Origin of the sequence: Caulobacter sp. KR2-114 (assembly GCF_049446115.1) — a bacterium.
Classification (GTDB): domain Bacteria; phylum Pseudomonadota; class Alphaproteobacteria; order Caulobacterales; family Caulobacteraceae; genus Acaudatibacter.
Window position 1 is genome coordinate 171,544 of record NZ_JBMSEC010000008.1, and the last position, 25,606, is coordinate 197,149.

Here is a 25,606-nt window from a genome sequence, read left to right on the forward strand (position 1 = left end):
AGCTAAATGATGCGGAACAACGGCGTTCAGAACTTTCCGACCATGGACCGGGTCGTCTTTGGCAAGCCGGCCAGTGAGGCCCTGCTCGAGGAAGCCGAGCGCGTCGGCGCCCGGCGGGTGTTCCTGGTGGTGAGCCACACCCTCAACACCACCACCGACGAGATCGAGGCCGTGCGCCGCAAACTCGGCGAGCGCTTCGCCGGCGACTTCGACCGGGTGCCGCAGCACACGACGCGAACCAACGCCGTGGCGCTCGCCAAGGCGGCTGCGGATGCGGGCGCCGACCTCCTGGTCGCGATCGGCGGCGGGTCGGTCGTCGACGCCGTGAAGATCGCGGCCGTGTGCATGGAGCACGAGATCTTCGAGGAGGACGGCCTCGACGGCTATGAGGTCAACCCCGTCCCCGGCGCCATCGGCGCGGCGGCCAAGACCTTCCGCGCGCCGCGCGTGCGCGCGGTGGTGGTTCCCACCACCCTCAGCGGCGGCGAATACAATGCCGGCGCCCTGGTCACCGACACCCGCCGCGACTGGAAGCAGATCTTCCATCATCCCTTGATGATGCCGCTCGCCATCATCCTCGACCCCGCCATCTCCCGACACACGCCTGAGACCCTTTGGCTCGGCTCCGGCACCCGGGCGATGGACCACGGCATCGAGGCCCTGTGCTCGCCGCTGGGCACACCGCTCTCCGATGCCGTGGTGACGGAGGGCCTCACGCGGCTGGCGCGCGGCCTTCGCCGCTGCAGGGCCGACCCATCCGATCTGGAGGCGCGCCGCGAGGCGCAGTTCGGGTCCTGGCTCTCAGCCTTCGGGCTGCAGACCCGCGTACCCATGGGCGCGAGCCACGCCATCGGGCACGTACTCGGCGGGACCATGGGTGTGCCGCACTACCTGATCACGCCGGTGCTGATGCCGCGGGTGCTGCGCTACAACCGCCCCGCCACCGAAGAAGCCCAAGCCCGCATCGCTGCGGCCCTGGGCGGGAGCGGCAAGAGCGCGGCCGAAGCCCTTGAGGACCTCCTCGATGACCTCGGCCTGCCGCGCCGCCTGCAGGAGGTGGGTGTGAAACCCGCCGACTACGCCCGGATCGGCGAGGTCGCGGTCAAATCGATCTTCGCCCGCGCCAATCCGCGCCCCCTGACGACGGCGCAGGAGGTGGTCGCGCTCCTGGAGATCATTCCCGAGGCTGGCGTGGCCTCGGCCGTCCAGGCGGGCGCCTGATGAGCGAACATATCCAGGTGCGGGATGCCGGCGGCGTGCGGGAGATCACCTTCGCCCGGCCCGAGAAGAAGAACGCCCTCTCCACCGCCATGTACCGCAGCGCGCGCGAGGCCCTGGAAGACGCCCAGGTGAGCCCGGACGTGCGGGTGGTGCTTTTCGCGGGCGAAGGCGAAGCCTTCACCGCCGGCAACGACCTTGCGGACTTCGCCAAGGCCGCGGCCGGCGAGGCCAGCGAGCCCGAGGCGCATCGCTTCATCGAAGCGCTCGCCGTTGCGCAGAAACCGATCATCGCTGCGGTTCCCGGCCTCGCGGTCGGCGTCGGCATGACCATGCTGCTCCACTGCGATCTGGTCTATGTCGCGGACACGGCGAAGCTCTCCGCGCCTTTCATCAATCTCGGCCTGTCGCCGGAAGCGGCGTCCAGCCTGTTGCTGCCGGCCCGCATCGGCCATGTGCGCGCCTTCGCCGCGTTCGCCCTGGGCGAGGCGATCTCCGGCGTGGAGGCGGTTTCCCTCGGCCTGGCCAATCGGATGACCTCGCGCGACGACGTGCTCGAGACCGCCCGCGCCGCGGCGCGGACCCTGGCCGGCAAACCCCTCGGATCTGTGATCGCCACCAAACGGCTCATGCGGGACGCCGCGGCGCTGGCGCGCCAGATCGAGGCGGAAAGCCACGTCTTCGCCGAACGGCTGACCAGCGAGGAGGCGCGTGAAGCCTTCCGCGCCTTCGCCGAAAGGCGGCCCCCGAACTTTGTGCACCTCAAGCCGTGACGCACTGGTGCGGCTCGATCGTCAGGATCGAGCCGCACGACGAGTGTGCGCTCTCCCGGCTCCTGCGGCGCTTGCAGCGCGGTCCGGCCAGGCCGTCGGGCGGCGCCAGCCGTCGCGCGCCCCGCACTTCGGTGACGCGCTCGTGAGAAGCGTCCGCGGAGCGGTCGTCGTCGGGAAGGGAGGTGCTCACCGCCTCACCTGGCCCGATCATTCCAGTGGGCGATGAGCACGCGAACCGTCGCGATAAGCCCGCCGGTGATCAACAGCAAACCTCCGACCAGGAAGATGTCGGCCAGACCCCCGCCGCGCGCCACCAGGTCGCTGCGACTGGAGCCCGCAAGCGCCGCGCCGAGGACCAAGGCGACCGCAGCACGAGAGAGTGGGGCTTCCGGGTCTTCCGCCATGTCGGGATAGGCCCTCTCAGCTCGGCCTCGAGCTGAGGCCGGTCCGAAACGCCGCTCGCGGCCAATGAAGCCTCATCGTTCTTGGGCGAAGCGCGGACGCGCGTCAGAAGATCTCGAAGAGGCCAGCCGCGCCCATGCCGCCGCCGATACACATGGTGACGACACCGTACTTCGCGCCGCGGCGCTTGCCTTCGTACATCAGGTGCGCGGTGCAGCGGGCGCCGGTCATGCCGTAGGGGTGGCCGATCGAAATCGAGCCGCCCGAGACGTTGTACTTGGCCGGGTCGATGCCGAGCTTGTCGCGGCAGTAGATCACCTGGGAGGCGAAGGCTTCGTTCAGCTCCCAGATGTCGATGTCGTCGACCTTCAGGCCGTTGCGCTCCAGGAGCTTTGGGATCGCGAAGACCGGGCCGATGCCCATCTCCTCCGGGCCGCAGCCGGCGACGGCCATGCCGCGGTAGGCGCCCAGGGCCTCCAGGCCGCGCTTCTCGGCCTCCTTGCGCTCCATCAGCACCACGGCGGCGGCGCCGTCCGACAGCTGGCTGGCGTTGCCGGCGGTGACGAACTTGCCCTCGGCGACGTAGCGGCCGCCCTTGAACACGGGAGCGAGTTTCTTGAGGTCGTCCAGCGTGGTCTGCGGGCGGTTGCCTTCGTCGGCGGAGAGGGTGATCTCCTTGTCGACGGTCTCGCCGGTCTCCTTGTTCACCAGCACCTTCATGACGGTGGTGACCGGGACGATCTCGTTGTCGAAGCGGCCCTCCGATTGGGCCACAGCCGTGCGGCGCTGGGATTCCAGCGCATACTCGTCCTGGTTCTCGCGACTGACGCCATAGCGCTCGGCCACCACCTCGGCGGTCTCGATCATCGACGTCCACAGCTCCGGCACGTGCTCGTTGAGCCACGGGTCGAAGGCCATGAAGCGGTTCGACTTGTCGTTCTGCACCAGGCTGATCGACTCGACGCCGCCGCCGATGGCGACCGGGGCGCCGTCGTTGACGATGTACTTGGCGGCCGTGGCCACGCCCATCAGGCCGGAGCTGCACTGGCGGTCGATGGTCATGCCCGAGACGGTGTTCGGCAGGCCGGCGCGCAGGGCGGCTTGCCGAGCGATGTTGTTGCCCGTCGTACCCTGCTGCATGGCCGCGCCCAGCGCGATATCGTCGATCTCGCCCGGATCCACGCCGGCCTGGGCCACAGCCACCTTGATCGCTTCGGCGGCCAGGGTCGCGCCATAGGTGTTGTTGAAGGCGCCGCGATAGGCCTTGCCGATGGGGGTCCGCTTGGCGGCGACGATGACAGCTTCGCGCATGGGTCTTCCTTCCGGTCTCGGCAACATCGAGCGTCGGGCGCTATTAAGTATGAAAAAAGAACTTATGCAAGCGCCCTGCCATCGGACGCGTCAACGCCTCGCGGTCAGTGGGGCTTCGCCGTGGGCTTTTGCGACGGCGTCCAGGTCCGTCTGATGTGCGTCGCGATGGCGGAAGGTCCCATGCCGGACACGGGTTGGCGTGGAGGGTGCGCCGGATAGAGCGCTTCGAGATCGATCCGCATCAGCGCCGGAAGCGCGAGCAGGCCCAGATAGCCATGCGCAAGCGGTTCGGCGGCATCGAGCTGCAACGCCGCGCGAGAGAATAGTCCGACCTCGGCGCCGCGGCCGGGCAAGACGCCGGCCAGTTCGGTTGGCAGGGCGCGTTCGGCCGCCTCCGGATCAGCAAGACAGGCGCCCGCATTGCGAGCGATGCCGGCCTGCAACGCGGAATGGGTCGAGCTGGCGCGCTCGAAGCGCTGCGCTTGCAGATCGAGTTCCTTCTGCAGGGCCGGCACGAGACGGGGATCGTCGAGTCCGATGGCCAGCAGGCCGAGCGCGGCATCGAAGACCCGCAGCGGCTGCCCCGCCAGCGCCATGGCGCGAACATAGCGTTCGACCACTGCTTCGCCGAAAGCGGCCGCCTGTTTGGCGCCGACCGCTGCGAACCACAGTGAGCGCTCGAGGACGAGAGGCATGCTCGGCGTCCAGTCGACCCAGGTGAAACTTCCCGCCATGTCGACAAGCCAAGGCCGCGCGTCCGGCGAGGCGGCCAACACACTGAGGTGTCCGCTCGCCAAGACCAGTCGCCAGTAGGTGAGCAGAGACGCCCTCGCCCCGGCCTCGTCGCCTGTCCCCAGAACGAGCAGATCCCGGCGCAAGTCTTGGAGGACGTGGATGCATCGGGTCGAGAACCTGTAGGCCGTATGCTCCAGGAGCGCCGAGCGTTGTTGCAGGCTCGCCATGAGGCGCCGGGTGGGATCCTGGCCGCGCTGGAGAAGGGGGCGCAACATCTCCTCGGCGCGTCGATGCGCCGAGGTTCGAGCTTGCGCCGTCTCGAACCTGGCAAGGGCTGCCTTGTCCTGCCAAAGGCGCTGATGGAGATCGACGCGATGGCTCGCGGGCTCCGCCGCGCGGACGAGACGCGTCTGCGGACCCTTCAGCACGGCCCACACCTCCTGCGGCCCGAGCCTGATCGAGAGCGGCTCCCCGGGGCGCGCGCCGGCTTCCGCGCGAAGCCAGCTGCGAAGCGCGGCGTCATCCTCCAGAGCCAAGGCAGACGCCAACTGGCCAGCCATCTCGGCGAGGTCGCCGGCGAGCGCCTCCTGAGCGTCCTGACGGCTGGCTAGGCCGTGCAAGGGCTCAGGCGCGGCCATTGGGTCCGATAGCCTTTCGCGCGTGCAGGACCCCGCCGTTAGGCGCCTTGTTACCTGGGACAGCCTCCGACCGGGACCTCCGCGCGACGCGCACCGTCACCACCACTTCCCCGATAAGTTCTTTTTATTTACTTATAGTGCCATCGGCGCAAGAACAACCTCGCCGGCAGGAGGAAAGGCCTCCGATCAGGGTAACGGGTCGCGATGCCTAGCTCGGGGCGGCGTCCGTCATCCACTGAGCCGAGCCGATCTCCTCAGAGGACAGGTGTCCTGTAGAGGGCGTCACTATTCGGGAGATCGCGGTTCGGGCGGGGCGCTCCTCGGCCGCGCTCGACGTGTACTTCCCGCACGAGGAGTGGCGACGTGATCCTGCGTCCACGTCTTGATCGCCGCAAACAGCGGCGTCAGGGCGCGCCCCTTATCCGTCAGCCGATATCCGTGCCGTGCAACGTCCGCATCGCAGCGCTCCAATATCCCCTCCTCGACGAAAAGCTTCAGCCGATCGGCGACGATTGATCTGGAGAGACCGTAGCGACGTTGGAGCTGGTCGAACCGGGCGGTCCCGGCAAGGCACTGGGACAGCAGGTGCAAGGCCCAACGATCCCCAAGCACGGCCAGCGCCCTCGTCTCTGGATCATCCGCATCGCGTAGCTCAGACCACCTCAAGGGACCTCCGATGCGCCAGCGGACGCCCGATGCCGGGTCGAGCCTACCGCCTGCGCCCCCACCGGTCCACATGACGAGTGGCAAAAGTGAACGCACTCGCCGTCACGCCTAGCCTAGTGATGCTCGCCGCGTTCATGCGTTCAGCGCCGCCCTTACGAAGTCGGAGCATCGTTCGCCGATCATGATACTCGGAGCATTCGTGTTCCCTGAGACGAGGTCGGGCATCACGCTCGCATCAGCCACCCAGAGCGCGTCCACGCCGCGCACCCGCAGTCTGACGTCCACCACGCTTTCGGGATCGCCGCCCATGCGGCAGGTGCCGGCCGGGTGATAGACCGTATCAGCCCGATCGCGGATCAGCGCGTCGAGCACATCGTTGTCGTCTATGTCGATGGGATGCCTGTCCCGCGGCTGATAGGCGCTCAGCGGCGCGGCGGCGACGATCCTGTGCATGAGCCGCACGCCTTCCCGCAGCGTCGCGATGTCCCGGGGATCATCGAGAAGGTTCGGATCGATGAGCGGCGCCGCGGCCGCGTCTGCCGACTGCAACCGAACAGACCCGCGGCTCTGCGGACGGAGCACGCAGGCGTGACAGGAAAACCCATGGCCGCGAACCCTGACGCGTCCGTGGTCCTCAAGGGGAACGGGGAAGAAGTGGAACTGCACGTCTGGCGCCGGCAAGTCCGGTGAGGAGCGCCAGAAGCCGCCCGCCTCGGAATACGGCGTCGTCATCATGCCGGTGCGCCGGATCCGATGCTCCACGAGCGCGGCGACCATGCGCCCGAGCCCGGCCAGGCTGTCGCCGAAAAACGCCTCGGGCCCGGTTTGCCAGCAGCCCACATAGTCTGGATGATCCTGAAGGCCTTCTCCGACGGCGGGGCGGTCTACACACACGTCCACACCATGGTCGGCGAGATGGTGCGCTGGCCCGATGCCGGAGAGCATCAGAAGCTGAGGACTTCCGAAGGCGCCGGCTGACAGCACCACCCCGCCGCGGGCCCTGAGCATCTGCCGGCGACCGTCGCCGCGGACTACGATGCCCGTGGCCCGTCCAGCCTCGATGAGAATCTGCTCCACGAGGCCGCCGGTGTGGACGGCAAGGTTTCGCCGGGGAGAGAGATAGGCACGCGCCGCCGTCCAGCGCTCCCCCCGCCTTTGGGTGACCTGATAGAGGCCAAAGCCGTCCTGCTTAGGGCCGTTGAAGTCCGGGTTCGCGCCGAGCTGCAGGCTGGCGGCACTCGCGATGAAGGCGAGGCTGCCCGGGTTGGGCCAGCGCTGGTCTTCGACGGAAAGGGGGCCTTCGGCGCCATGCAAGGCGTCGCCGCCGCGGGCATTGCCCTCGGATCTCATGAAGTAGGGAAGGACCTCGGCGAAACTCCAGCCGGCGCAGCCTGCCTCGGCCCACCGGTCATAGTCCGACGCCGCCCCGCGGATATAGACCATGGCGTTGATCGAACTCGAGCCGCCGAGCCCCCGGCCTCGCGGCTGGTAACCGCGTCGCCCATTGAGGCCGCGTTGGGGAATGGTCTCGAAACCCCACTTCGCGGCATTGGGGATAAAAGGAAGCAAGCCTGGCGTTCGGACGAAGACGTTGTCGTTGCGCCCGCCCGCTTCGACAAGGCAAACGCTGCGACGCGGATCCTCGGCAAGACGTCCCGCCACAGCGCAACCGGCGCTGCCGGCGCCGACAACAATGATGTCGAACTCGTCCACGCCGCCCCCGCTTCCTGAGTGGACTCCAGTAAGTACTAAAATGGTACCCATAGGACAATGCGGAACGTGCGGGCGTGCTTAATAGGCGTGCGCTCAGACCGAACGCGCTCCAGCCAGCCTTGAAGGGCCCGGCCTCGGTCGATCGGGTTGCAAATGCTCAGCCGATTGGCGGGCTCTTCCCGCGGTCCGCGCGCGCTTCTCCGCCGCCTGGCAGGCCGCAACGATCGAAGCCAAGGTGACAGGCTTGGGGAGGACGCCGTCGAACCACGACGGCAGCGCCCTCAGATCGGTCGTCCAGGCCAGCACGTGGTGATCGGGCCTCAGCCGCGCGGCGACCTCGTCGCCAGAGAGCCCGGGCATGTGGCGGTCGAGGCAGATCAGGTCGAAGACTTGGTTCTGTGCGACCTTCAGCGCGTCGCCGCCGTCGGCGACGGCCCAGACCTGGCAACCCAGCTGCGTGAAGAGTTCGGACAGGATCAAGCGGTTGACGGGATGATCGTCCGCGACCAGCACACGCAGGGTCAGCTCGATCATGTCGATTCCCCCAGGCTCGGCTCACGCTCCCGAGCGCCGGCACACGATGGCGCAGCAACTTTGTCCAAAAGTAAAGAAAGAGAACCCACATGAGGGCCTAGGCTGCCTGCGCCTGTGGATCGTCAGCGCGCGGCGCGAGTCGTGTTGAAGTGCTCCTTCACCTGCGCAACGAACGAAAGACTGCCCTAGCAACGCCACGAATACCCAGCGCCCGTGGGGACGTGGGGTGGGTGGCGGATTTCTGCGACGCGGACTATATTCGTTCATATTTGGCATCGACCTTCACGTCGGGTTGGCGTTAGGAACTTTGCATGCAGTGGAACGAACTCGCAGATCAGCCGTGCTCGGTCTCCCGGACGCTGTCCGTGATCGGGGATCGTTGGACGCTGCTGATCCTACGGGAATGCTTTCTGAAGGTGCGTCGGTTCGACGATTTTCATGAGCGCCTCGGCATCGGCAGGCCGATCCTGACCGACCGCCTGAACAAGCTGGTCGAAGCGTTCGTGCTCACAAAGGTGGCCTATCAGACCAATCCGACACGGTACGAATACAGGCTGACGCCGAAGGGGCTCGACCTCTACCCGGTGGTCATGTCGATCGTGCACTGGGGCGACGTGCATATGGTCGACAAGAAGGGCCGACCCCTCCTTCATCGCCACATGGACTGCGGTCATGTCTTCGACCCGGTCATGGTCTGCTCCGAGTGCGGCGAGCCCCTCAACCCACGTCATGTGCACGTTGAGCGCGGGCCAGGCGCCAAGGGCCTCAACCATCTGCCGATGGCGGAAGAGACGAAGACCCGCTCGGTTCCAAAAGTGGCGGCTGCGCGACGGCGGAACGCGAAGGCGAGCGCCTAGGGCCGACGCCGCGCCGCCAATCGCGGCCCGGCGCCGGCTCTGCCTTACGCGGCGTCGCGGCGAATGAGCGCCTTCACCTCGACGAATTCCTGGAACGCCATGGGACCCCATTCGCGGCCGTTGCCTGACATCTTGTAGCCGCCGAACGGGGCTGCGGGATCCTCGCTGGCGCCGTTGATGTAGACCATGCCGGCCTCCAAGCGTTCGGCGACGACCAAGGCCGCCTCGTCGTCCGCTGCCTGCACATAGGCGCCTAGGCCGTAGTCGGTGTCGTTGGCGATGGCCACCGCCTGGTCCACGTCCTCGTATCCGAGGACGCAGAGCACCGGGCCGAAGATCTCTTCGCGCGCGATGGTCATGTCGTTCGTCACATCTGCGAAGATGGTCGGCCGCACATAGTAGCCCTGCGACAGCCCCTCGGGGCGTCCCTCGCCGCCAGCGACCAGCGAAGCCCCTTCCTCCACGCCCTTGCGGATGAGCTCCTGGATTCGGGTCCACTGCCGCTTCGAAACCACCGGACCCATATGGACGTCGCCATTGGGGTCGCCGACGGTCACACCTTGAACGACCGCGGCGGCGATGGCCTTGGCCTCCGCCAGGCGTGCGTTCGGCACCAGGAGGCGGGTCGGCGCGTGGCAGGTTTGGCCAGAGTTCATCATCAGGCGATAGATGTTCTCGCCGACCGCCTTCTGCAGGTCCGCGCCCTCCAGCACGATATTGGGGGACTTGCCGCCGAGCTCCTGATGGATGCGCTTGACGGTCTCGGCGCCGCGTCGCGCCACGTCGATGCCGGCGCGGGTCGATCCCGTGAAGGAGACCATGTCCACCCCGCGATGGCTGGAGATCGCAGCGCCGACGGTCGGACCATCGCCGTCCACCAGATTGTAAACGCCCGGCGGCACGCCCGCGTCGTGGAGGATTTCCGCGATGATGTGGGCCGTGAACGGGGTCACTTCCGACGGCTTGTGAACCATCGTGTTGCCGGTCGCGAGCGCCGGAACGAGCTTGCACATGACCTGGTTGATCGGCCAGTTCCAGGGAGTGATCATTCCGATCACGCCGATCGGCTCGCGACGGACGACCGTGCGCGAACTCTGCTGGGTCTCGAACGCGAAGCTCTTCAGGACCTCGATCCCGGTCGCCAGGTGCAGGAAGCCGGTCCCGACCTGGGCCTCGAGCGCAAATTTGGCCGGGGCTCCGAGCTCCTCGACCAGCGCGTCGGCGAGATCCTGACGACGGGCCGCGAAGCCAGCCAGGACCGCGTTGAGCAACGATAGGCGGTCCTCCCGCGTGGTGCGGGAATAGGTCCGAAACGCGCGCCGCGCGGCGTCCACCGCCCGGTCGACGTCTGCTGCTGTCGCGAGGGTGATGTGACCGGCGACGCCCTCGGTCGCAGGATTGACGATCTCATGGCTCCGACCGCCCTGCGGCTCGCTCCAACATCCGTCGACGTAGATCTTCCGGTAGTCCCGCATGGCTAGATCCTCCTGATCGCGGTCGGGCGAACGCCGCCCCACTCCGCGGCGCTCCGCGGCAGGCGCGCAGTGCCGCCGGCGGCACCCTCCAGACCCAGGTTCGGCGCCCCCGAGCAAACTGCCGGTCATCATATATGGGTGTCAATTCAGAACTTATCGTCCAGGCGCAACTCCGCCGAGGTGGCCCGAATTCACTCGTTGCTCGGAGATGAATTTTGTCACTTCCGTTTCACCTCTCCATAGGTTAGTTCTAATATACAACGTATATCAAAGACGCCGAACGGAGGGCCGCATGGCGGAAAAGATCATCAACAAGCGGGTCTGCGCGGAGATCGACGGCGAGTTCGTCGTCTTCCTTCTCGGGACGAAATTCGTGAAGCCCTGGAAGTTCTGGAAGTGGGGCCTGGTGGCGAAATCCATGAAGCGGATGCTCGAGGAACTGGCCGAGCACCCTGAGTTTGGAATGCTCCATTCCGAAAGCTATGGGCAGCCTTTTGGCAAGAACGTGACGGTCCAGTACTGGCGCACCTTCGAGCATCTGGAAGCCTACGCGCGCAACACCGACAACGAGCACGCGCCTGCCTGGAAGGCGTTCTTCAAGATCGTCGGCCTCGATGGCGACGTCGGCATCTGGCACGAGACCTACGCCATCGCGCCGGGACGCTACGAAAGCATCTATGGCTCGATGCCCCCGATGGGCCTCGGCAAGGCCGGCCGGATCGTCGACGCGGTCGGCGCCCGCCAGGACGCTCGGCAGCGCATGAAGGCCACGGCCGCGGCCTAGGCGAACCCTTCGCAAGCCTGCCGCATGGCGCCTTGTCAGGCGCTGCGATCACGATCGTATCGGAAAGCTCGGCCTTCGGGTCGAGCTGCGTCGCGCGATCCCAACACCGAAGGACGAGCCCCTCGTTCGGCGGAAAAGCGCCGGCGAGCCGACGCTGGCCCCAGCGTAGCGCTCCATGCAGGGGCGCGAAGAAGCGCGCCGGCGGCAGGCCTGGCAAATCATCGCGGCGACATGGGCGGGGTCCCCGTGCGCGAGCCCGACCATGGCGCTGTGCATCAGGGGCCGCCCATGGGCCGGTGCAACCGGTCGCGGATCTTGGCCTCGCCCGCATCGTCGAAGAACACCGCATTCTGGTCGGGCGCGAGCTTGGCCGGCGCGCGCGGCGCCTCGCCATCACGGCGATGGGCGGCAGCCCATGGCGACCGCCCATCCAGCCTGGCTCCGGGCGCAGATGGGCTTCGCGGCGGCGTTTCGACTTGGAGAGGCCGCCAAGAGGCGCGAGTTCACGGTGCGGGCGGCCAATGCACCGTTGCCTGGCCCCGGAGGCCGGCGTCAGCTGGTTTTGTGAAGCGCCGCATCGCATGACGCGAGGTCACGCGAGAGCCGTGGGCGCGCTGCATTTGCCCTAGGTGCAGAGCGCGGCTCGGCGCCGAGCGGCAGGGATCATGAGGTCGTTGCCCGTCGCCATTGGCCCCGACTTGGTCCGCGACGACGCTTCGATCGCTTCGGACGCCCCGGCTCCTCCGCCCGATTTCGGACGGACGGGCGAGGCCCTCCACGCGCTCGGCAGGCGATGGAGAACCCACTCGCCTCGCCACGGGTGGCCTTAGCGCGCCCGGCCCGCCAACAACAGTCGGCTTAGTGGTTCCACCATGGCAGGCTGGTGAAGGGGCGAAGATCGAGCTCGTGGGTCCACGCCGAACGATGCTGGTGCGCAATATGAAAGTACGTGTTCGCGATTTCCGCGGGCACGAGGATCTCGTCCTTCCCGTTGCCCATTTGCTCTTGGATGGCGCGGTATCGCTCCTCGCCCAGCAGCTTGCCCACCGTGTCCGGCGCATCGATCATGCCATCGATAATCACATGGGCGACGTGGACGCCCTTAGGGCTGAATTCGGCGTTCAGGGACTGACAGAGCATTCGGCGGCCGCCCATCGCAGCCGCGTGCGAATGCTGCCCCCTGTTACCCCGGACCGCGGCGGTCGCCGACGTGACCAGCAGCGTGCCTTTGCCGCGTTCTTCCATGCGCGGGAGCAGCGCCGAGGCGAGGCGGAACAGCGCGAACGTCGCCATGCGCCAACCCAGCTCGAAGGTCTTGAGCGAGGTCTTGGCCAGCGGACGATCGCCGATCTGTGCGCCAAGGTTGAACAGGACCACATCGATCGGTCCGATCCCACTTTCGACCTTCTCGACGAGGTCCTCGATCGCGCCATCCCGGGTCGCATCCAGCAAGAGGCCCGTCGCCTCACCGCCCCGGCCCTTGATGTCGGCGACGAGCCGGTCGAGACCTTCCTGGTCGCTGCGGCGGCAAAGGACGGCGTGATAGCCTTCCGTGGCGAACCGCGCCGCGACGCTGCCGCCGACACCGGCCCCCGCGCCGATCACCAGACATATTTTGCTCATCACGGTTCTCCGGTCCGCTAAGTAAAAAAGGCGATCCGCTCAGTCGCGGGGGATCCTGAGCGTCTTGGCGTCGATCATCGCCTGCTGCCGGGCCTCGTCGTAGCCAAGCTCCGCCAAGATCGAGCGCCCGTGCTCGCCCAGGCGGGGCGCGGGACCGGAAATCTCGCTCGGCGTCTTGCTAAAGCGAGCGGGTGGAACTGGCTGTCGCACCTCGCCGAAGCCGGCATACTCGGTGCGCGAGATCGTTCCATTCGCCACGACTTGAGCGTTGTCGAGAAGCTCGGTCCGATTCAGCAGCGGCGCGCTGGGGACACCTTCGGCTTGGAACCGCGCGAGGATCTCGGCCGACGACCATGCCGACACCGCGTCGGCGACGATCTTCTTGCGGACATCCGCATTGACGATCCGGGCCATCGACGTGGCGAACCGTTCGTCGTCGATCAGGTCTTCCCGCCGCAGGGCCCGGCACAAGCCGGCCCATTCCTTGTCCGAGACGGTGCCCGCGGTGATATGCCCATCCTGGGTCTCGAAGATCAGGTCCATCGTGCCCTGCTCTTTGCGGACATCGAATTCGCGTTCCGCATAGACCAGGCCGCCCATGCCCTCCGGCCAGAAGAAGCTGATCATCGCGTCGAGCATCGAAACCTTGATCGCCTGGCCCTCGCCCGTTCGCTCGCGGTGGTACAGGGCGCTGGCGATCGCCTGGGCAGCCGTCAGGGCCGCGACCTTGTCGGCGATGATGATGCGAAACATCGCCGGCCTGCCGGTGGTGCGATCGGCCTGGATGTCGGTTGCGCCCGACAAGGCCTGGATCACGGGGTCGTAGACGCGGCTTTGCGCGTAGGGCCCCTGCTCGCCAAATCCGTTGATCGAAACCGCGATGATGTCGGATTTGAGCGCGCGCAGCGCGGCCTCGCCGAATCCCATCCGCTCGATCGCGCCGGGCCGGAAATTCTCGATCAGCACGTCCGCCTGCCGGACAAGGTCGCGGAGGACGTCCTTTCCCTCGTTCGACTTCAGGTCGAGTGCGATCGAGCGCTTGCCGCGATTGCACGAGAAGAAGGTCGCTGGCACCCCGTTGTGCGGGGCGCCCATGAAGCGCATCTGCTCACCCTGGATCGGCTCGACCTTGATGACGTCGGCACCCTGGTCGGCCAGGATGGTCGCTGCGACCGGCCCTGAAACCATTGCCGTCAGATCGACGACGCGAATGCCGTTAAGAGGTCCCATGGTCGCTCGCTTTCATGACGTAGTTCTTGTTCATCGCCCGCTGATAGGCGGGACGTTCGGCGATCTTCGCGCGATAGCGGTCGAGACTGCCGGGCAGCCCGACGTCGTAGGACTTGGCCCAATCGAGGCACGAGATGAGGAGGATGTCGGCGAGGCTGAAGCCTTGCGGCATGATCGTCGCTGCCGGATCGAGGCCATCCGCCAATATGGCCAGTTGGCGGACCAGATATTCCCGGCTGGACGTTAGGGCCGCCGGCGCATCACCGAAGATGTGCGCCAGATCTCGATGTCGGCGCATCACGTAAAGCGCCGTCTCGTCGAGTTCGCCGTAGATGTAGCAGCACCATTCATCCAGCTTGGTGCGCTCTTCCAAGGTTTCGGGACGCCAGATTCCGGCGACTGGAAACGCCTCGATCAAATACCGGCAGATCGCCAAGCTCTCCGAGAGCCGGACCTGCCTGTCGGACAGGAAGGGAACCTTCTGCTTTCGGTTCAGCGCCGTGAAGTCGGCGGTCTGGGTCTCTCCCGTGCGCGGTCCAATCGCGCGGATCGCATAGGGCGTGCCGACTTCTTCCAGCACCCAGATCGGGCGGAATGTGCGCGGCGTCCCAATGCCCCACAGCTCGATGGTCACGACGGTCCTCGCAGTCACTGCCTTTCAGGCGAGGGCAAGCTAGCGAGTTTGCCGGCATTCAAGAAATGATGTTACTTTCCAATCGATATGAAAAATCGGAATATGCGCGCCAGCCCAAGGCTGTCGTCTGGCGACCTCAGCATTTTGGCCGCTATCCGTTCGACCCGCAGTATCTCGCGGGCGGCGGATCAGCTGGGCATGAGCCAGCCTACGGTAAGCAAGAAGCTTGCCCGGATGGAGGAACTCACCCGGCATATTTTTTTCCATCGCTCGCACGCGGGATTGACGCCGACGCCAGTCGTCGACGCCGTGCTCGACCATTTCGAAGTCGTGCACGGTCAACTGGCGCGGATCGATCACTTGCTCGACCAGCTTGCCGAGCTGGAAGGGGGCGATGTGACGATCGGCGTCGGCCCGATCGTCGAACAGTTGTTGCTGCCGGCCGTCTTGCAATCGTTGCTGGTCCGCACGCGCGCGAACCGCGTCTCGGTGGTGACGGAGGAAGCCGCGACCCTCGTGCGCGGCCTGCGGGAGGTCGATCTCGATATCATCGTCGGTCCGTTCGACACCGATGATCCGCAATTCGGAGACCTGGCGGCGAAGCACCTGGCGACAGAACGAATAGTCGCCGTCGCCGCAACGGGGCACCCCGAACTCCAAAACCCAGACGCCAACCTTCAAAGCTGGCAGCGCTATCCGTTGGTTGCGCCCAGGATGCAGGGATCGATCTCCAACCAGGGCGGCATCGGCGACGGTTGGAGGTGGCTCTCCTGCAATAATTACGCGGTCATCAAGCCGATGATAAATCGCGGTGAAGCCGTCTCCGCAGGACCGAAATCAATATTCCGGAGAGAGATCGAAAGCGGCGCACTCGTTGTGCTCGATATCCTACCATCGCTCCACTGGCGTTCCGCCTGCCTTGTCCGACCGGAAACCAAACACGTTCCGCTCGTGGCCTTCATCATCGAGGAATTTGTCCGAGTGGCCCGGTCATATGCTTTACTCGCCAAGTAGGCGCCTGATGGCAAGCGCATCTCAGAGCACTCGTCTCACGCCCATGACCGAACCGATCGATCAGGCGCATCGCGGGCAGCTTGTCAGGTGAGCCGACAAACCCGCCGCACCCGGCGCGAAGCGCCACCAGCGGATGCACGGAACCTTTCCGCGAAGGACCTCTGGAGCCAGGTCCTCAAGCGCCTCTCTGAGCATCCGAACGCGACCTTGCAGGACCCGGATTACGATCCGGAGCCCGATCGGCAGAAGCTTCGCATCGCAATGCGCGACGCCGGTTGGACCGACGACCAGATCGATAGCCTCCTGCAGGCTCAGGAAGAGCGAATTGCGGCGGCCCCCTCGACCAGCCCCGGTGTAGCGCCGCACGCCGAGTTCATATTCGGCAAGCTCTGCGACGATGTTGAAGCGGCGATGACTCGCCTCGGAATGGACTCGCATGGCCGCGTCGCCCGCGGGATCGAGCCGCGTCTGGGCCCATGGGCGGCCAAGACCAACGTGATCATGACCGACGAGAGCATCGTGACCGTCGGGGCACAGCTATTTCGGTTCTGCGGAGTCGTGGCACGCGCGTTCACTCGTACGGTGATGCTCGACCCTACCGCTTGGGAGAGCGCGAACTATCGCCCCGAGGACGGCGTCCGTCGAATCCGCTCCCGGCCCGACCTTCTCAAGTACTGGCTGCAAATCTACCTCTCGTACGCGGTGACGGGCATGCACGTCCTCGTGCCATTTCGACCGTCGAGTCCTTTCGAGGCCATCCTGTTTGAGCAGGTCGCCCGGGCGATGGAGCTCTTCGCCACCGCCCACGAATTCGGGCACCACCATCTCGATCACGGGCGCGCCATCGATGTGACGGCAGCTCGGCGCGAGGAGTACGAAGCCGACCAGTTCGCGCTCAGGATTTGCCGCGAAATCGAGAAGCAGCCTGTATTGCTTGAGAACCCCTATCTCTCTTCGGGGGCCGGCGGCCTGATCCTATTACGAGCTATGCGGATGCTGGGCCGGTTCGAAGCGAAGCTGGACGGTGTTGCTGAGCGAGTGACTGCCCATTGGGAGACGATTGATCTAGGGCCAACTCGCGGGCGATCGGGTCCACTAGCTTGACAGCGATCCCGAGGCGGCCACGCGGTCAAGCTCAGCCATCGTCGGCATGCGACCAAGATCGACAATCTTTCGCAGAACCTTGACGAGGAGGCCGCTCGCGAAGTCGTAAGCCGACGAAAGCGCGGCCTGATCCATCCCCACGCCGTGCACGACCTTAGAGCGTGCGGCATAGGCCTTCTTCACCGCTTGATAAGTCGCCATTTTCTCATCGGGCGTGCCGTCCAATAGGATCGCGGCGTGCAGGGCGATCCGGCGGCTGATTTCAGCGTCGACGCCGAGCAGCCCTTCGATGCCGGCCCACAGCAGCATGATCTTGGCGTCGTCATCGAACAGGTCGTGCGCATTGTTGTAGTAGCGCTGCGCGGTCCGGAACCGCCGGTCGGCCAACACAGCGTCAAACCGCCCCACACTGGCGGCCGCCCAGGCTAGGGACTCAGCAGCGGGCTCCAACACCTTCGGGCGCGGCCGGATCATCAGGTTGCGGTTCGCGACCGCGAAGCCGCGTCCCTTCGCGTAGCTGTAGAGGGGAATGATCGGCGCCCGAAACGCCAAGCTGAGCAGGCTGAAGAGCCAAAGGGCGTTCCACGCCTTCACCGCCAGCGCCTCGCCGCCGTCGGAATGCTCGATCCGTATGGAAAAGTCGGCGACTGTCTCCATCACCAACAACGCCGCATGGGCGGGCAACTGGCTGACGGTCGAGCCGAAGGAAGCGGTCTGACGGGGGACTTCCGGCGTCAGGGTGATCCCCGGCGACAGTTCGAACTCATCCGCGATAGCCACCCCGTGACCTGTGATGAACACGCTGCCGCCCGTGCCGACCGCGATTGAGACCATCGGGGAATCCTGCTTGCGTTGGGGCCAACCCCGTCTCGGGGAGGTGTCAGGTGAGATGCATCTTCTGTAGGATAGAGTCGTCCGGCTCCCGCAGCGTGGAGCACATCCTCCCGGAATCCCTGGGCAACTCCAAGCTTGTGCTGCCGAAGGGGGTCGTTTGCGACAAGTGCAACAACTACTTCGCCAAGGCCGTGGAGAAGCCGTTCCTAGAGGCTGATGCGGTCCGCCAGATGCGATTCCACGAGGGCCTGCCGAGCAAGAAGGGCCGCGTGCCTTCGATCATCGGACTGCTCGATCCCGACGTTCCGGTCCAGCTGTTCCGCGACGCCAAGGACGGGTCGCTCTCGGCGGCGGTGCCGACGGAGCACTTCAGCCGTCTCGCAGCACGGCCCGAAGGCCGACTTCTGATGCCCATGGGGGGCGCGCTGCCCTCCGGCGCGGTCCTATCGCGGTTCCTTGCGAAGGTGGCCGCCGAGTCCATGGCTGCACGGCTGATCCACGATGCGGGGCTCCTCGAGCAGTTCATCGACGATCCGCAGCTCGACCCTTTGCGCAATCACGCGCGCCGGGGGCAGCCCATGGACTGGTCTGTACACGTTCGAAGAATCTATTCTTCGAACGCGCGGACGCTCGGCGCCGACGGTTCGTGGCGCCAAGTCATGCATGAGTCGGATTTTCTCGTGACGCCGGGCCAGGAAATCTATTTCGCGCAGGCGATCTTCGGGGTCGAGTTCGCAATCAACATCGGCGGCCCCGACGTGGACGGCTATCTCGCGTGGCTAGACGCCAACAACCAAGCGAGTCCGCTCTACGCGCCAAAGAACCTGGAGCTCTACGAAATGCCCGCCAAGCCCTGACTCGACTAGGCGATCCGGCGCGCGTCCGCTTCCCAGCCGAAGATGCTCCGACCGCCATATCGGCCGGACCGGACGCGTTCTTCGGTCACCACCTTCTCGAAGCTGATCGCGGCCGCCACGCTCTCCAGCCGGCGCGATTCCGCGTCGAGGCGCTGCAGGGCGTGGAGCTGGTCGTCCTGTCCCAGCTTGGCGTTGCTCACTGCGCTCTTCAGCACCGAGATCGTCTGGTCGTAGACGTGAATCGGCACCGGAAACGGGTGGCGATCCTTGCCGCCATGGGCGAAGGCGAACCGCGCGGGATCGCTGAAACGGCAGGGCGCGCCGTGCATCACCTCGGCGACGAGCGCGAGCGCCCGCACTGTCCGGGCTCCGACGCCCGGGACCTGCAGGAGTTCGGTGAAGTCCACGGGACCCCGCTCGGCAGCCGCGGCCAGGTTGCCCTGGAGACGAGTCATCACGACGTCGTCCGGCCGAACGTCGTGGTGCGCCGGCAGGCTCAAGTGGGGCAACATCATCTGGGGCTCCGGAGGCGGCGCGGGGGCCTCTGCGCGCTCGATCGCCGCGACTTCGCGAGCCACCCCCTCGGCGCCCAGCGTGTTCAGCAGTTCGATCTGCGCGCTGCGCGAGGCACCGGCGCGCAGATCCGTGAGGTTCAGGATGTCGCCTTGGGTCTCACCGTCGATCCCGACATGGGGGGCATCGACGAAGCTCTCCAAACCCTCCGACAGCCAATGATAGCGGCGCGCCTGGCCGGCCTCGCCCTTCATCCCTTGCTGCACCACCACCCAGCGCGCGTCGTCACTGACGATGAACCCGTGCAGGTAGAGGTCGAAGCCGTCCTGCACCGCGGCGCTGTCGACCTTGGCGATAAGCCGGCTGGTAGTCGCCAAGCCGGCGCCGTCAAACCCGAGGCGATCGCCGAGCGACACGAGCTCGTGTGGCGTCTGGCGAGAGTGTTTGCCGCGGCCGCCGCAAACATGGACGCCAAGGTCCTTCGATCGTGGCGCGAGGCCTCGCTTCAGGGCTCCGAGCACGCTCGTGGTGATGCCGGACGAGTGCCAATCCATCCCCATGACCGAGCCGAAGGCTTGAAACCAGAACGGATGCGCCAAGCGTCGCAGCAGCTCGTCGCGCCCATAGTGATGGATGATGGCCTCGCATATGACGACGCCCAGCGCCGTCATCCGATCGGACAACCACGCGGGCACGCGGCCGCCATGTAACGGCAGATCGGCACTCCCGGTGCGTTGGCTCAAGACTCAGCCCTTCGTTCTCGTCTTGTTCTATCATAAACGTGACGGCCGAACAGGCGTTGCATCACCGCCCCGCCAGGAAAGCCAGAACCTTGTCTCGCAGCTCTTGTACGGGGCGATCACCATCAAGTCTGAGATCTGCGGCGTTGCGTAGACCTTCGTAGAGGTCCCGTTCTGCCGGGTGGCGCTCGTCCTCAAGGATTTGTTCTAGGGTCTTGCCGCGGGAGGCGACGCGCGCATGGCGGACGTCGACCGGGGTGTCCAGGTAGACCAGGACCGTTGGGTCGTTCAGCTCCCGAGCCCGCGCGTGCAGCGCGGCCAGGATCTTCAAGTGCCTGACGCCGTCGAGCACGAGTTCACCCGCCGGGTGATGGCCGGCCCATTGCAAAGTGTCGTCCAGGAAGACGCGGGCGTCGGTCTCGACTCGCTCATGGCCAACGTCCTGGAGGACCGTGCGGTCGTTCACGTCGAGGCCGCGCTCGTCAACCAGGTGCCGGACATAGCTGCCAAAGCTGGCACATCGGGACTCGCGGACCGCGGCCAGGGCGTTGGCCAAGGTGCTCTTGCCGCTGCCAATGGCGCCGGCAAGTGCGATGATCATTGGAACGCCAACTGCGGCTCGCGTTCCGGGCGGCGGTCGATGATCACCCAGCCTTGCCGGTCACGCTTTGGGAAAGGCAGCGGCGTGACTTCCGCTGGATCGTTGAGTTCGATCAGCGTTGCGTACTGCTTTTCCGCGCGGCTCTCCCAGAACGCGTCGTCCAGGGCGAAGAGCTGGCCGGCGAACTGTTCGCGGATGTCGGAAAGCACGCGCGGGGAGAGCTGGTGGAAGGTCGCAGCGCCCGCCTGGGCTACGCCGACGATCGGACCCCCACTCCGCTTGATAAGGATGATGTCGTTCGGATCGACACAGCGGTAGGGCGGACGGCGATGGACGCCGAAGCGCGACTCCACGGTCTTACGGCCATCGAGGACCGCCGAGAGAAAGGGTTCAACGAAGATCGCCAGATGGACGCCGACGCTGATCTCGGTCTGGGCGAGTAGCCCGCTCAGCCGGCGGCCCCAGCCAGAGTTCGCCGGAACGTGGCCGCGGAGCCGTTCAAGAATCGCGCGTCGTTCGCAGCCCGGTCCCAAGACGACCCTCCAATCAGCGCCACCGAATGCGCAAGGTCGCGCGCAGCGATTCGCGCAAGCTCGGCAACCAGATGAATCGGGTCAATCGGCGTCGAATCTTGGGCCTCGGTTCGCGCCGGATCGAGTCCTTTTGGCCACAGGTCGTGCTCGGCTGCGAGGAGCTGCAGGGCGGCAAGGGTGGCGGCCGGCGGGCAGCTGAAGGCGCGGTTGCCGCTGGTCCAGAGATTGGCCCGCGCGCGGCCTGGCGTGCGGGTGCTGACACTGGGGAACACCTCGCCGTTCACGAGAGGCGCGATGCGATCGAGCCCCGGCGCCGGCTGCGCCAGCAGTCGCAGACGGACGCCGTGCAGCGTCAGCTCGAAGGCCGGCGGCGCTGGCGGGAGTGGGGGGCCGACACGGATTTCGGCGCGGCGGAATACCAGGAGATCGCCACGGCGCCATGTCGGCAGCCATAGGTGGAGGCCGGCGGCTTGCATGGCGGCCGCTTCGAAGGCGGGCGTGCGGTAGGTCAGGGCCTCAGAGGCCTGCTCGACCAAGGTGAGGCCAAGGCGACCCGCGGTCGCGAGGAGCTCCTGGCGCTCCATCTCCGACGTTGGCCGTACGCCCAAAGGCGGCGTGCCAACAAAGATCGCAGCGTCCAGGCTGCAGGCCGTTGCGGCAAGGCCGAGCAGGCCCGCAAACACGGGGGGATACCAAGGCGGGTCGACGATCGCGGCCGCGCAGTTCACCGCGACTCGATCCTGGAAGCGCGGGTCGTCGCCGAGCCGCGCCGCTAGTCCGACGCCGATGATGTTGTCCTCGCAGGCTACGCAGAACCGACGATCCGCTGTGCTCTCAACTGCCGCCAGGATCACGATCGGCACGCCCAGCAGGAGGATCTTGTCGCCAGGCCGGGTCGCAGCGACCGCTTGGCGCACCAGGGAGCGCGCCGTCTCAGCGCAGAACCGCCACTCGGCGTCGAGCGGATGGGGCAAAGCCAAGCCCTCGCCTTGCTGCAAGGCGGGCGTGAATAGCGGCACGGCACCGGCCTCGCCGGCCAGCCGCTGCGCGCCGGCGCTCTGCTCATCGCGAAGGTCCGCCAGCAATTCGATCGGGTGACGCCCTTTGGCCGCCGCCACCAGCGCCGGAAACGACGGCGGCCGGGGCGCTGACTGGCTAGCCGCCGCGCTCACGGCCGCGCCCTCAGCGGCACGTCCACGACGGCGCGCGCGCGCTGACCGGCTGGATAGCGCCGCTCCAGCTCATTCATCCAGATTGCGATGGCGGCCTCCTGCACCGGCGCTGCGGCCTCGAAGCGGGCCTGGCCACCGCGGGCGTCACGCTCCCGGGTCGGCGAGAAGTTGCCGATTTCGAGAGGGATCACGCGCAACGGCAGGTTCGGATCCAAGGATTGTAGGCGATCGAGCAGGGTCGGAACGCCTCGGGCGGCCGCCGCAACGTCCGGACCTGTCAGGGTAACGTAGCCGTAGAGGTCCAGGCCAAGGTCGAGATATCGGCCGAACCGCTCGAACTGGGCGTCGTAGTCCTCAGGTTGGGCCGTGGTGTTGAAGGCGAACGAGGCGGCGTCGAAGCCCTTGAAACAACAGACGCGGCCATAGTTGCGGTACGCGGTAAGACGTTCGCGCTGGGCGTCGGAAAGCTTTGTGAAGACGTAGTCCGTGCTGAGGTTGTCATCGGACCACAGGTAGGTGGCCTCGGCCAGCCCGGCCGCCTCCAGCGCGTCCATCATCCAGACGATCCACTCCGGCGTGAGGTCGGGGGATCCGCCGGATAGGTCGATCACCTCCGGACGATCGGCTTCGGCCGCGTAGAGCGACACCAGTTGCTCGGCGGTGCGCCAAGCGCCGTTAGCGGCGTTGCCCGTGAGCATGGCGAACGGGACGAAACAGTACCAGCAGCGCCACCCGCAGGCGGCGTTCTGGAACACCTGGGCGCGGACCATGTCTCCGGGCGCCTGGCCAAGCGCCCGCGCAGCAGGATCGATGGGCAGCGGGTTCTGCGGCCAGCCGGCGGGCGTCGCCCGGCGGAAGTGGCGCACGCGCCCCAGGCCGTCACAGTTTGGCGGCACGGTGAGGTCGGCCTGTTGGTCCGAGCCGGCCAGCCGGCTGATCAAAATCTCGCCGGACGCCGGACGCACGATCTTGGCCCGCATCTGCGCCGTGAAGGCCTCGGTGTCGATCGGCTTGGGCATCAGTGCGCCGCTCCCGGCGGCTGCGACGCCGGGGGCGAGATCATTTTCGTGACCAGATCCGGCGAATCCCCGGCGCCAGGCGCGGGCGCCATCAGCTCCACCATGCGCTGATCGAGATAGGCCAGCACCAAACCCGCGCAGTAGTCGAGCTCGGCCGAGGTCAGCTCACGTCCTTGCGGGATGTCGTGCCAATACTCGAGACACTTCCGGCAGCACGTCGCGGTCGCATGCTGGCCGAAATGGATCGCGCTTTCGCCCTTCGGCGTCTGCCGGCCGTCCCAGGCGATATTCGCCTTACCGATCTTCTTTTCCAGATAAGGGCGCACCCGTTGGCGCAGCGCTTGCCGCCCCAGCTTCGCCGCCTGCTTGCGGGACTTCTCGTCAAAGGGCGCGTGGAAGAAGACGTGGCGGATCAATTCGTGCTGTAGCTCCGCGAACACGCCCTCCACGTCGCGCAGATCGCGTTGCTTCACGCGATCCCAATCGACCAGATTCACGCCACATTCCCGGCACTGGCCTTCGTAGGTCTTGGCCCAGTCCCTCTTTCGCTTATCTGGGCTGAAGGCGTGGCGGCCCGTCGCGCAGTCGCTGTCCTTGCACTTCACGTTCAGCGGCGCGAACGCCTGCTGGTTGAACTCCGGATCTTCAGCCATCGGCGGCCTCGTCGTGGAGAGCCAGGGTGAGGAGATCCAGCTCGCGTTCGCCAAGGCTCTCGAAGGCGAAGCGCTGGAAGAAGACGTCCCGCGCAAAGACCAGCGGGTCGTAGGACGTGTCCTGCATGTTGGCCGCGACGCCCCACCAGTTCACTTTCTGGAGCGACAACCGATGGGCGGCGTAGTTGGCCAAGGCCGAGACATCGGCGCCGAACCGATCAGCCACGGCAGTCACTGCGGTCTTCAGGCGGCGAAGGTCGCCATCGGCGTGCGCGATGGCCGCCTCGACCAGCGATTCCGCCTTCCCATCGAGTGTGACCTGGCCGGCAAACCAACTGCAGAGCTGCTCGTCGTGGGAGGTTCGGCGCTCATCAGAGGTTTCCTCCCCTTCGACCACCTCAAACTCGGCGGCCTCGGGATGATCGGCCGCGTGCCGCAGCTCATGGATCAGGTCGAACAGCCAACGCGCCGGGTAGCGATGCGCCTGCTTGAGCACCACGACGTTGACGTGGTTGATCCGCCAGCAGGCGCCGTGGAATGCGCCCGGGTCGTTGAGCGGCAGCACCACAACCCCAAGGTCCCAGGCCATGTCCAGGCAGGCGCGGAAATCCACCCCGCCATGCTGATGCACGAGCGCGTTCCGGAACACATGCCACTCGGTCGGGATCGTGGACCGCGGCCGGTCCGCCATGGCCTTCGCACACAGTGTCGCCAGGTGATACGCGTAGGCCGCATAGATGCTGGCGGACCGGGCGTCGCGGCCCTTGGGCATCTTGAAGCGGGCCGTGGCGCCGCCGAGCTGAGAGGGGTCCAGAGCACCGGGCCCAAGGATGTCGCGCGGTGCCCAGTCGAAAATCGCGCCCACCCGACTCGCCATCACGCCCAGCGACTCGCGGTCGCGACCCAGATCGAGGTCACGCGTAACCCGGCGCTTCAGAAAGCCTTCGTCCAGGCCGATAGCCGACAGACGCTTCACCACGGCTTGCGGGTCGCCGGGCTCGATCAGCTCCAGTCGCTTGTTAACCGCCAAGCCGATGGCGTCGGCGACGTCGACCATGCGGCTGAAGCTGGCGCCATCGTAGAGCGTGGCCTCATAGCGCTGGATCTGCTGCTCCTTCAGGCTCAGCCGGTCGGCGAGCTGGCGCTGGGTCAGGCCGGCGGCGATCCGCGCTTGGATCAAGACCTTCGGCAGGTCGGCCAGGGAGTCAGTGTCAAAGCTGCGAACCGCACCGTCGCGCAGGCGCTCGAACTCCGCGATCTCTGTCTCCAGGATCGTCAGATCGGTGCGCACCGAATCGATCTGTGCGGCCTTCAGGCGCGGATCGAGGTCGGTAGAATTCAGGCTACCCGCGTCCAGGGCCGCAAGAGCCGCGCGGAAGCGTTCGGCCTGCGCCTTGGCATGGGCCAGCTGGCGGTCGGTCACGATCACGGCAACGCCCTCACATCCAACAGAACCACGCCCTTGGCGCGGCCATCGCGGTCCTTCTGGAAGAAGTCCGCGTAGATCATTCCCGTCGCCTCGCAGGCGACATGCCCCCAAGGGAAAACCTCCCCGAGGTACTTAGCCTTCATGGCCTTGCGACCGTCGGTGTGGCGCAGCAGCACCGGGTCGACGAGCGCGCCGTTCATCCCGTTCGGATCGAAAGCCACATCGAAGTCGCCCGGCCGTTCCTTTGCCGTGACGTAGCTGCCGTCCACGATCGCCGCGCGGCAGCCGGCCATCTTGAGATTGACCAGCGCCCGATACAGGCCGCCGGCCAGGAACGCCCGGCGCGAATTCCAGGCGAACGCCGCCAGAAAATCCACCCAGGTCCAGGGATGGACGCCCATCGGCAGGTAGCCAGTTTCGGGATCGAACGGGACGGCCATGAGACAACACTGACGTTGTGTGCCGAGAGAGTCAAAGACACAACACACATGTTGTGTGCGCGGCGCATATCGTCGTTCGTTAGCCCTGATGTGGTGGCAAGGTG

At 66.4% G+C, this 25,606-nt stretch carries 27 protein-coding genes; 7 read left to right on the plus strand and 20 right to left on the minus strand.

The window, feature by feature from the left end:
• Nucleotides 1–9 precede the first annotated feature (9 nt).
• Together ACO2Q3_RS24555 and ACO2Q3_RS24560 are read left to right on the plus strand one after the other, a co-directional pair.
• On the plus strand, nt 10–1,221 hold the full coding sequence (locus tag ACO2Q3_RS24555) for an iron-containing alcohol dehydrogenase (protein ID WP_423311519.1): 1,212 nt from the start codon (nt 10–12) through the stop codon (nt 1,219–1,221).
• The gene (locus ACO2Q3_RS24560) at nt 1,221–1,991 is read left to right on the plus strand and encodes an enoyl-CoA hydratase-related protein (protein ID WP_423311521.1); all 771 of its coding nucleotides are present in this window, start codon (nt 1,221–1,223) and stop codon (nt 1,989–1,991) included. The genes ACO2Q3_RS24555 and ACO2Q3_RS24560 overlap by 1 nt, the downstream gene beginning before the upstream one ends.
• On the opposite strand, the gene ACO2Q3_RS24565 is transcribed toward ACO2Q3_RS24560, so the two are convergent.
• The 7 genes from ACO2Q3_RS24565 to ACO2Q3_RS24595 all read right to left on the minus strand — a co-directional run bounded on the left by ACO2Q3_RS24565 (nt 1,981) and on the right by ACO2Q3_RS24595 (nt 7,990).
• On the minus strand, nt 1,981–2,181 hold the full coding sequence (locus ACO2Q3_RS24565; RefSeq protein ID WP_423311523.1) for a hypothetical protein: 201 nt from the start codon (nt 2,179–2,181) through the stop codon (nt 1,981–1,983). The genes ACO2Q3_RS24560 and ACO2Q3_RS24565 overlap by 11 nt on opposite strands.
• Nucleotides 2,182–2,185: 4 nt before the next feature.
• Nucleotides 2,186–2,395, minus strand: a complete 210-nt coding sequence (locus ACO2Q3_RS24570) for a hypothetical protein (protein ID WP_423311525.1) — start codon at nt 2,393–2,395, stop codon at nt 2,186–2,188.
• Nucleotides 2,396–2,498: 103 nt separating this feature from the next.
• Nucleotides 2,499–3,704: an acetyl-CoA C-acyltransferase gene (locus ACO2Q3_RS24575; RefSeq protein WP_423311527.1), complete on the minus strand. Its 1,206-nt coding sequence runs from the start codon at nt 3,702–3,704 to the stop codon at nt 2,499–2,501.
• Between the two features lie 104 nt (nt 3,705–3,808).
• The gene (locus ACO2Q3_RS24580) at nt 3,809–5,077 is read right to left on the minus strand and encodes a hypothetical protein (protein ID WP_423311529.1); all 1,269 of its coding nucleotides are present in this window, start codon (nt 5,075–5,077) and stop codon (nt 3,809–3,811) included.
• 285 nt (nt 5,078–5,362) lie between these two features.
• Nucleotides 5,363–5,815, minus strand: a complete 453-nt coding sequence (locus tag ACO2Q3_RS24585) for a winged helix-turn-helix transcriptional regulator (protein ID WP_423311624.1) — start codon at nt 5,813–5,815, stop codon at nt 5,363–5,365.
• Between the two features lie 60 nt (nt 5,816–5,875).
• Nucleotides 5,876–7,456: a GMC family oxidoreductase gene (locus tag ACO2Q3_RS24590; protein WP_423311530.1), complete on the minus strand. Its 1,581-nt coding sequence runs from the start codon at nt 7,454–7,456 to the stop codon at nt 5,876–5,878.
• A gap of 93 nt (nt 7,457–7,549) precedes the next feature.
• Nucleotides 7,550–7,990, minus strand: a complete 441-nt coding sequence (locus ACO2Q3_RS24595) for a response regulator (protein WP_423311531.1) — start codon at nt 7,988–7,990, stop codon at nt 7,550–7,552.
• A 311-nt stretch (nt 7,991–8,301) separates the two neighbouring features.
• Between ACO2Q3_RS24595 and ACO2Q3_RS24600 the strand changes: the two genes are divergently transcribed.
• Entirely contained in the window at nt 8,302–8,847 is a 546-nt protein-coding gene (locus ACO2Q3_RS24600; protein ID WP_423311533.1) for a winged helix-turn-helix transcriptional regulator, read from the plus strand.
• Between the two features lie 44 nt (nt 8,848–8,891).
• On the opposite strand, the gene ACO2Q3_RS24605 is transcribed toward ACO2Q3_RS24600, so the two are convergent.
• Complete coding sequence (locus ACO2Q3_RS24605; RefSeq protein WP_423311535.1) at nt 8,892–10,322, minus strand: aldehyde dehydrogenase family protein; 1,431 nt, start codon at nt 10,320–10,322, stop codon at nt 8,892–8,894.
• Nucleotides 10,323–10,614: 292 nt separating this feature from the next.
• Between ACO2Q3_RS24605 and ACO2Q3_RS24610 the strand changes: the two genes are divergently transcribed.
• Nucleotides 10,615–11,106, plus strand: a complete 492-nt coding sequence (locus ACO2Q3_RS24610) for a DUF4188 domain-containing protein (RefSeq protein ID WP_423311537.1) — start codon at nt 10,615–10,617, stop codon at nt 11,104–11,106.
• Between the two features lie 858 nt (nt 11,107–11,964).
• Here the strand turns inward: ACO2Q3_RS24610 and ACO2Q3_RS24615 are convergent.
• From ACO2Q3_RS24615 to ACO2Q3_RS24625, 3 genes are read right to left on the minus strand one after another with little or no spacing between them, the layout of a single operon-like run.
• Nucleotides 11,965–12,729, minus strand: coding sequence for an SDR family NAD(P)-dependent oxidoreductase (locus ACO2Q3_RS24615; protein ID WP_423311539.1), 765 nt, complete (start codon nt 12,727–12,729; stop codon nt 11,965–11,967).
• Between the two features lie 39 nt (nt 12,730–12,768).
• Nucleotides 12,769–13,959 (minus strand): CaiB/BaiF CoA transferase family protein, encoded by a 1,191-nt coding sequence (locus tag ACO2Q3_RS24620; RefSeq protein WP_423311541.1) that lies wholly within the window; start codon nt 13,957–13,959, stop codon nt 12,769–12,771.
• Nucleotides 13,946–14,593, minus strand: coding sequence for a glutathione S-transferase family protein (locus ACO2Q3_RS24625; protein WP_423311543.1), 648 nt, complete (start codon nt 14,591–14,593; stop codon nt 13,946–13,948). The genes ACO2Q3_RS24620 and ACO2Q3_RS24625 overlap by 14 nt, the downstream gene beginning before the upstream one ends.
• Before the next feature lie 102 nt (nt 14,594–14,695).
• Here ACO2Q3_RS24625 and ACO2Q3_RS24630 point away from each other — a divergent pair, with 102 nt between their 5' ends.
• Nucleotides 14,696–15,607: a LysR family transcriptional regulator gene (locus tag ACO2Q3_RS24630; RefSeq protein WP_423311545.1), complete on the plus strand. Its 912-nt coding sequence runs from the start codon at nt 14,696–14,698 to the stop codon at nt 15,605–15,607.
• A gap of 87 nt (nt 15,608–15,694) precedes the next feature.
• Entirely contained in the window at nt 15,695–16,711 is a 1,017-nt protein-coding gene (locus tag ACO2Q3_RS24635; RefSeq protein ID WP_423311547.1) for a hypothetical protein, read from the plus strand.
• On the opposite strand, the gene ACO2Q3_RS24640 is transcribed toward ACO2Q3_RS24635, so the two are convergent.
• Nucleotides 16,703–17,545: a hypothetical protein gene (locus ACO2Q3_RS24640; RefSeq protein ID WP_423311549.1), complete on the minus strand. Its 843-nt coding sequence runs from the start codon at nt 17,543–17,545 to the stop codon at nt 16,703–16,705. The genes ACO2Q3_RS24635 and ACO2Q3_RS24640 overlap by 9 nt on opposite strands.
• A gap of 50 nt (nt 17,546–17,595) precedes the next feature.
• Here ACO2Q3_RS24640 and ACO2Q3_RS24645 point away from each other — a divergent pair, with 50 nt between their 5' ends.
• Nucleotides 17,596–18,402: an HNH endonuclease gene (locus ACO2Q3_RS24645; protein WP_423311551.1), complete on the plus strand. Its 807-nt coding sequence runs from the start codon at nt 17,596–17,598 to the stop codon at nt 18,400–18,402.
• A 5-nt stretch (nt 18,403–18,407) separates the two neighbouring features.
• Here ACO2Q3_RS24645 and ACO2Q3_RS24650 read toward each other — a convergent pair whose 3' ends face one another.
• The 8 genes from ACO2Q3_RS24650 to ACO2Q3_RS24685 form a co-directional block, all read right to left on the minus strand.
• On the minus strand, nt 18,408–19,658 hold the full coding sequence (locus tag ACO2Q3_RS24650; RefSeq protein ID WP_423311553.1) for a DUF763 domain-containing protein: 1,251 nt from the start codon (nt 19,656–19,658) through the stop codon (nt 18,408–18,410).
• A 61-nt stretch (nt 19,659–19,719) separates the two neighbouring features.
• Entirely contained in the window at nt 19,720–20,256 is a 537-nt protein-coding gene (locus ACO2Q3_RS24655; protein ID WP_423311555.1) for an AAA family ATPase, read from the minus strand.
• Nucleotides 20,253–20,789, minus strand: coding sequence for an ASCH domain-containing protein (locus ACO2Q3_RS24660; RefSeq protein ID WP_423311557.1), 537 nt, complete (start codon nt 20,787–20,789; stop codon nt 20,253–20,255). The genes ACO2Q3_RS24655 and ACO2Q3_RS24660 overlap by 4 nt, the downstream gene beginning before the upstream one ends.
• Nucleotides 20,705–21,961, minus strand: a complete 1,257-nt coding sequence (locus tag ACO2Q3_RS24665; protein ID WP_423311559.1) for a hypothetical protein — start codon at nt 21,959–21,961, stop codon at nt 20,705–20,707. Before ACO2Q3_RS24665 ends, ACO2Q3_RS24660 begins: the two co-directional genes overlap by 85 nt.
• Nucleotides 21,958–22,980, minus strand: a complete 1,023-nt coding sequence (locus ACO2Q3_RS24670) for a hypothetical protein (protein ID WP_423311561.1) — start codon at nt 22,978–22,980, stop codon at nt 21,958–21,960. The genes ACO2Q3_RS24665 and ACO2Q3_RS24670 overlap by 4 nt, the downstream gene beginning before the upstream one ends.
• Nucleotides 22,980–23,633 carry a DUF4186 family protein gene (locus ACO2Q3_RS24675; RefSeq protein WP_423311563.1) on the minus strand — a complete coding sequence of 218 codons (654 nt, stop codon included), beginning with the start codon at nt 23,631–23,633 and terminating at the stop codon, nt 22,980–22,982. The genes ACO2Q3_RS24670 and ACO2Q3_RS24675 overlap by 1 nt, the downstream gene beginning before the upstream one ends.
• On the minus strand, nt 23,626–25,062 hold the full coding sequence (locus ACO2Q3_RS24680; protein ID WP_423311565.1) for a helix-turn-helix domain-containing protein: 1,437 nt from the start codon (nt 25,060–25,062) through the stop codon (nt 23,626–23,628). Before ACO2Q3_RS24680 ends, ACO2Q3_RS24675 begins: the two co-directional genes overlap by 8 nt.
• Nucleotides 25,059–25,502 carry a DUF6932 family protein gene (locus ACO2Q3_RS24685; RefSeq protein ID WP_423311567.1) on the minus strand — a complete coding sequence of 148 codons (444 nt, stop codon included), beginning with the start codon at nt 25,500–25,502 and terminating at the stop codon, nt 25,059–25,061. The genes ACO2Q3_RS24680 and ACO2Q3_RS24685 overlap by 4 nt, the downstream gene beginning before the upstream one ends.
• Between the last annotated feature and the right edge of the window lie 104 nt (nt 25,503–25,606).

Bases quoted from the DNA above. Each gene is read 5' to 3' on its own strand.
- ACO2Q3_RS24555 (WP_423311519.1), top strand. From the start codon at position 10: ATGCGGAACAACGGCGTTCAGAACTTTCCGACCATGGACCGGGTCGTC.
- ACO2Q3_RS24560 (WP_423311521.1), top strand. From the start codon at position 1,221: ATGAGCGAACATATCCAGGTGCGGGATGCCGGCGGCGTGCGGGAGATC.
- ACO2Q3_RS24570 (WP_423311525.1), bottom strand. From the start codon at position 2,395: ATGGCGGAAGACCCGGAAGCCCCACTCTCTCGTGCTGCGGTCGCCTTG.
- ACO2Q3_RS24575 (WP_423311527.1), bottom strand. From the start codon at position 3,704: ATGCGCGAAGCTGTCATCGTCGCCGCCAAGCGGACCCCCATCGGCAAG.
- ACO2Q3_RS24580 (WP_423311529.1), bottom strand. From the start codon at position 5,077: ATGGCCGCGCCTGAGCCCTTGCACGGCCTAGCCAGCCGTCAGGACGCT.
- ACO2Q3_RS24585 (WP_423311624.1), bottom strand. From the start codon at position 5,815: ATGTGGACCGGTGGGGGCGCAGGCGGTAGGCTCGACCCGGCATCGGGC.
- ACO2Q3_RS24595 (WP_423311531.1), bottom strand. From the start codon at position 7,990: ATGATCGAGCTGACCCTGCGTGTGCTGGTCGCGGACGATCATCCCGTC.
- ACO2Q3_RS24600 (WP_423311533.1), top strand. From the start codon at position 8,302: ATGCAGTGGAACGAACTCGCAGATCAGCCGTGCTCGGTCTCCCGGACG.
- ACO2Q3_RS24605 (WP_423311535.1), bottom strand. From the start codon at position 10,322: ATGCGGGACTACCGGAAGATCTACGTCGACGGATGTTGGAGCGAGCCG.
- ACO2Q3_RS24610 (WP_423311537.1), top strand. From the start codon at position 10,615: ATGGCGGAAAAGATCATCAACAAGCGGGTCTGCGCGGAGATCGACGGC.
- ACO2Q3_RS24615 (WP_423311539.1), bottom strand. From the start codon at position 12,729: ATGAGCAAAATATGTCTGGTGATCGGCGCGGGGGCCGGTGTCGGCGGC.
- ACO2Q3_RS24620 (WP_423311541.1), bottom strand. From the start codon at position 13,959: ATGGGACCTCTTAACGGCATTCGCGTCGTCGATCTGACGGCAATGGTT.
- ACO2Q3_RS24630 (WP_423311545.1), top strand. From the start codon at position 14,696: ATGCGCGCCAGCCCAAGGCTGTCGTCTGGCGACCTCAGCATTTTGGCC.
- ACO2Q3_RS24640 (WP_423311549.1), bottom strand. From the start codon at position 17,545: ATGGTCTCAATCGCGGTCGGCACGGGCGGCAGCGTGTTCATCACAGGT.
- ACO2Q3_RS24655 (WP_423311555.1), bottom strand. From the start codon at position 20,256: ATGATCATCGCACTTGCCGGCGCCATTGGCAGCGGCAAGAGCACCTTG.
- ACO2Q3_RS24670 (WP_423311561.1), bottom strand. From the start codon at position 22,980: ATGCCCAAGCCGATCGACACCGAGGCCTTCACGGCGCAGATGCGGGCC.
- ACO2Q3_RS24675 (WP_423311563.1), bottom strand. From the start codon at position 23,633: ATGGCTGAAGATCCGGAGTTCAACCAGCAGGCGTTCGCGCCGCTGAAC.
- ACO2Q3_RS24685 (WP_423311567.1), bottom strand. From the start codon at position 25,502: ATGGCCGTCCCGTTCGATCCCGAAACTGGCTACCTGCCGATGGGCGTC.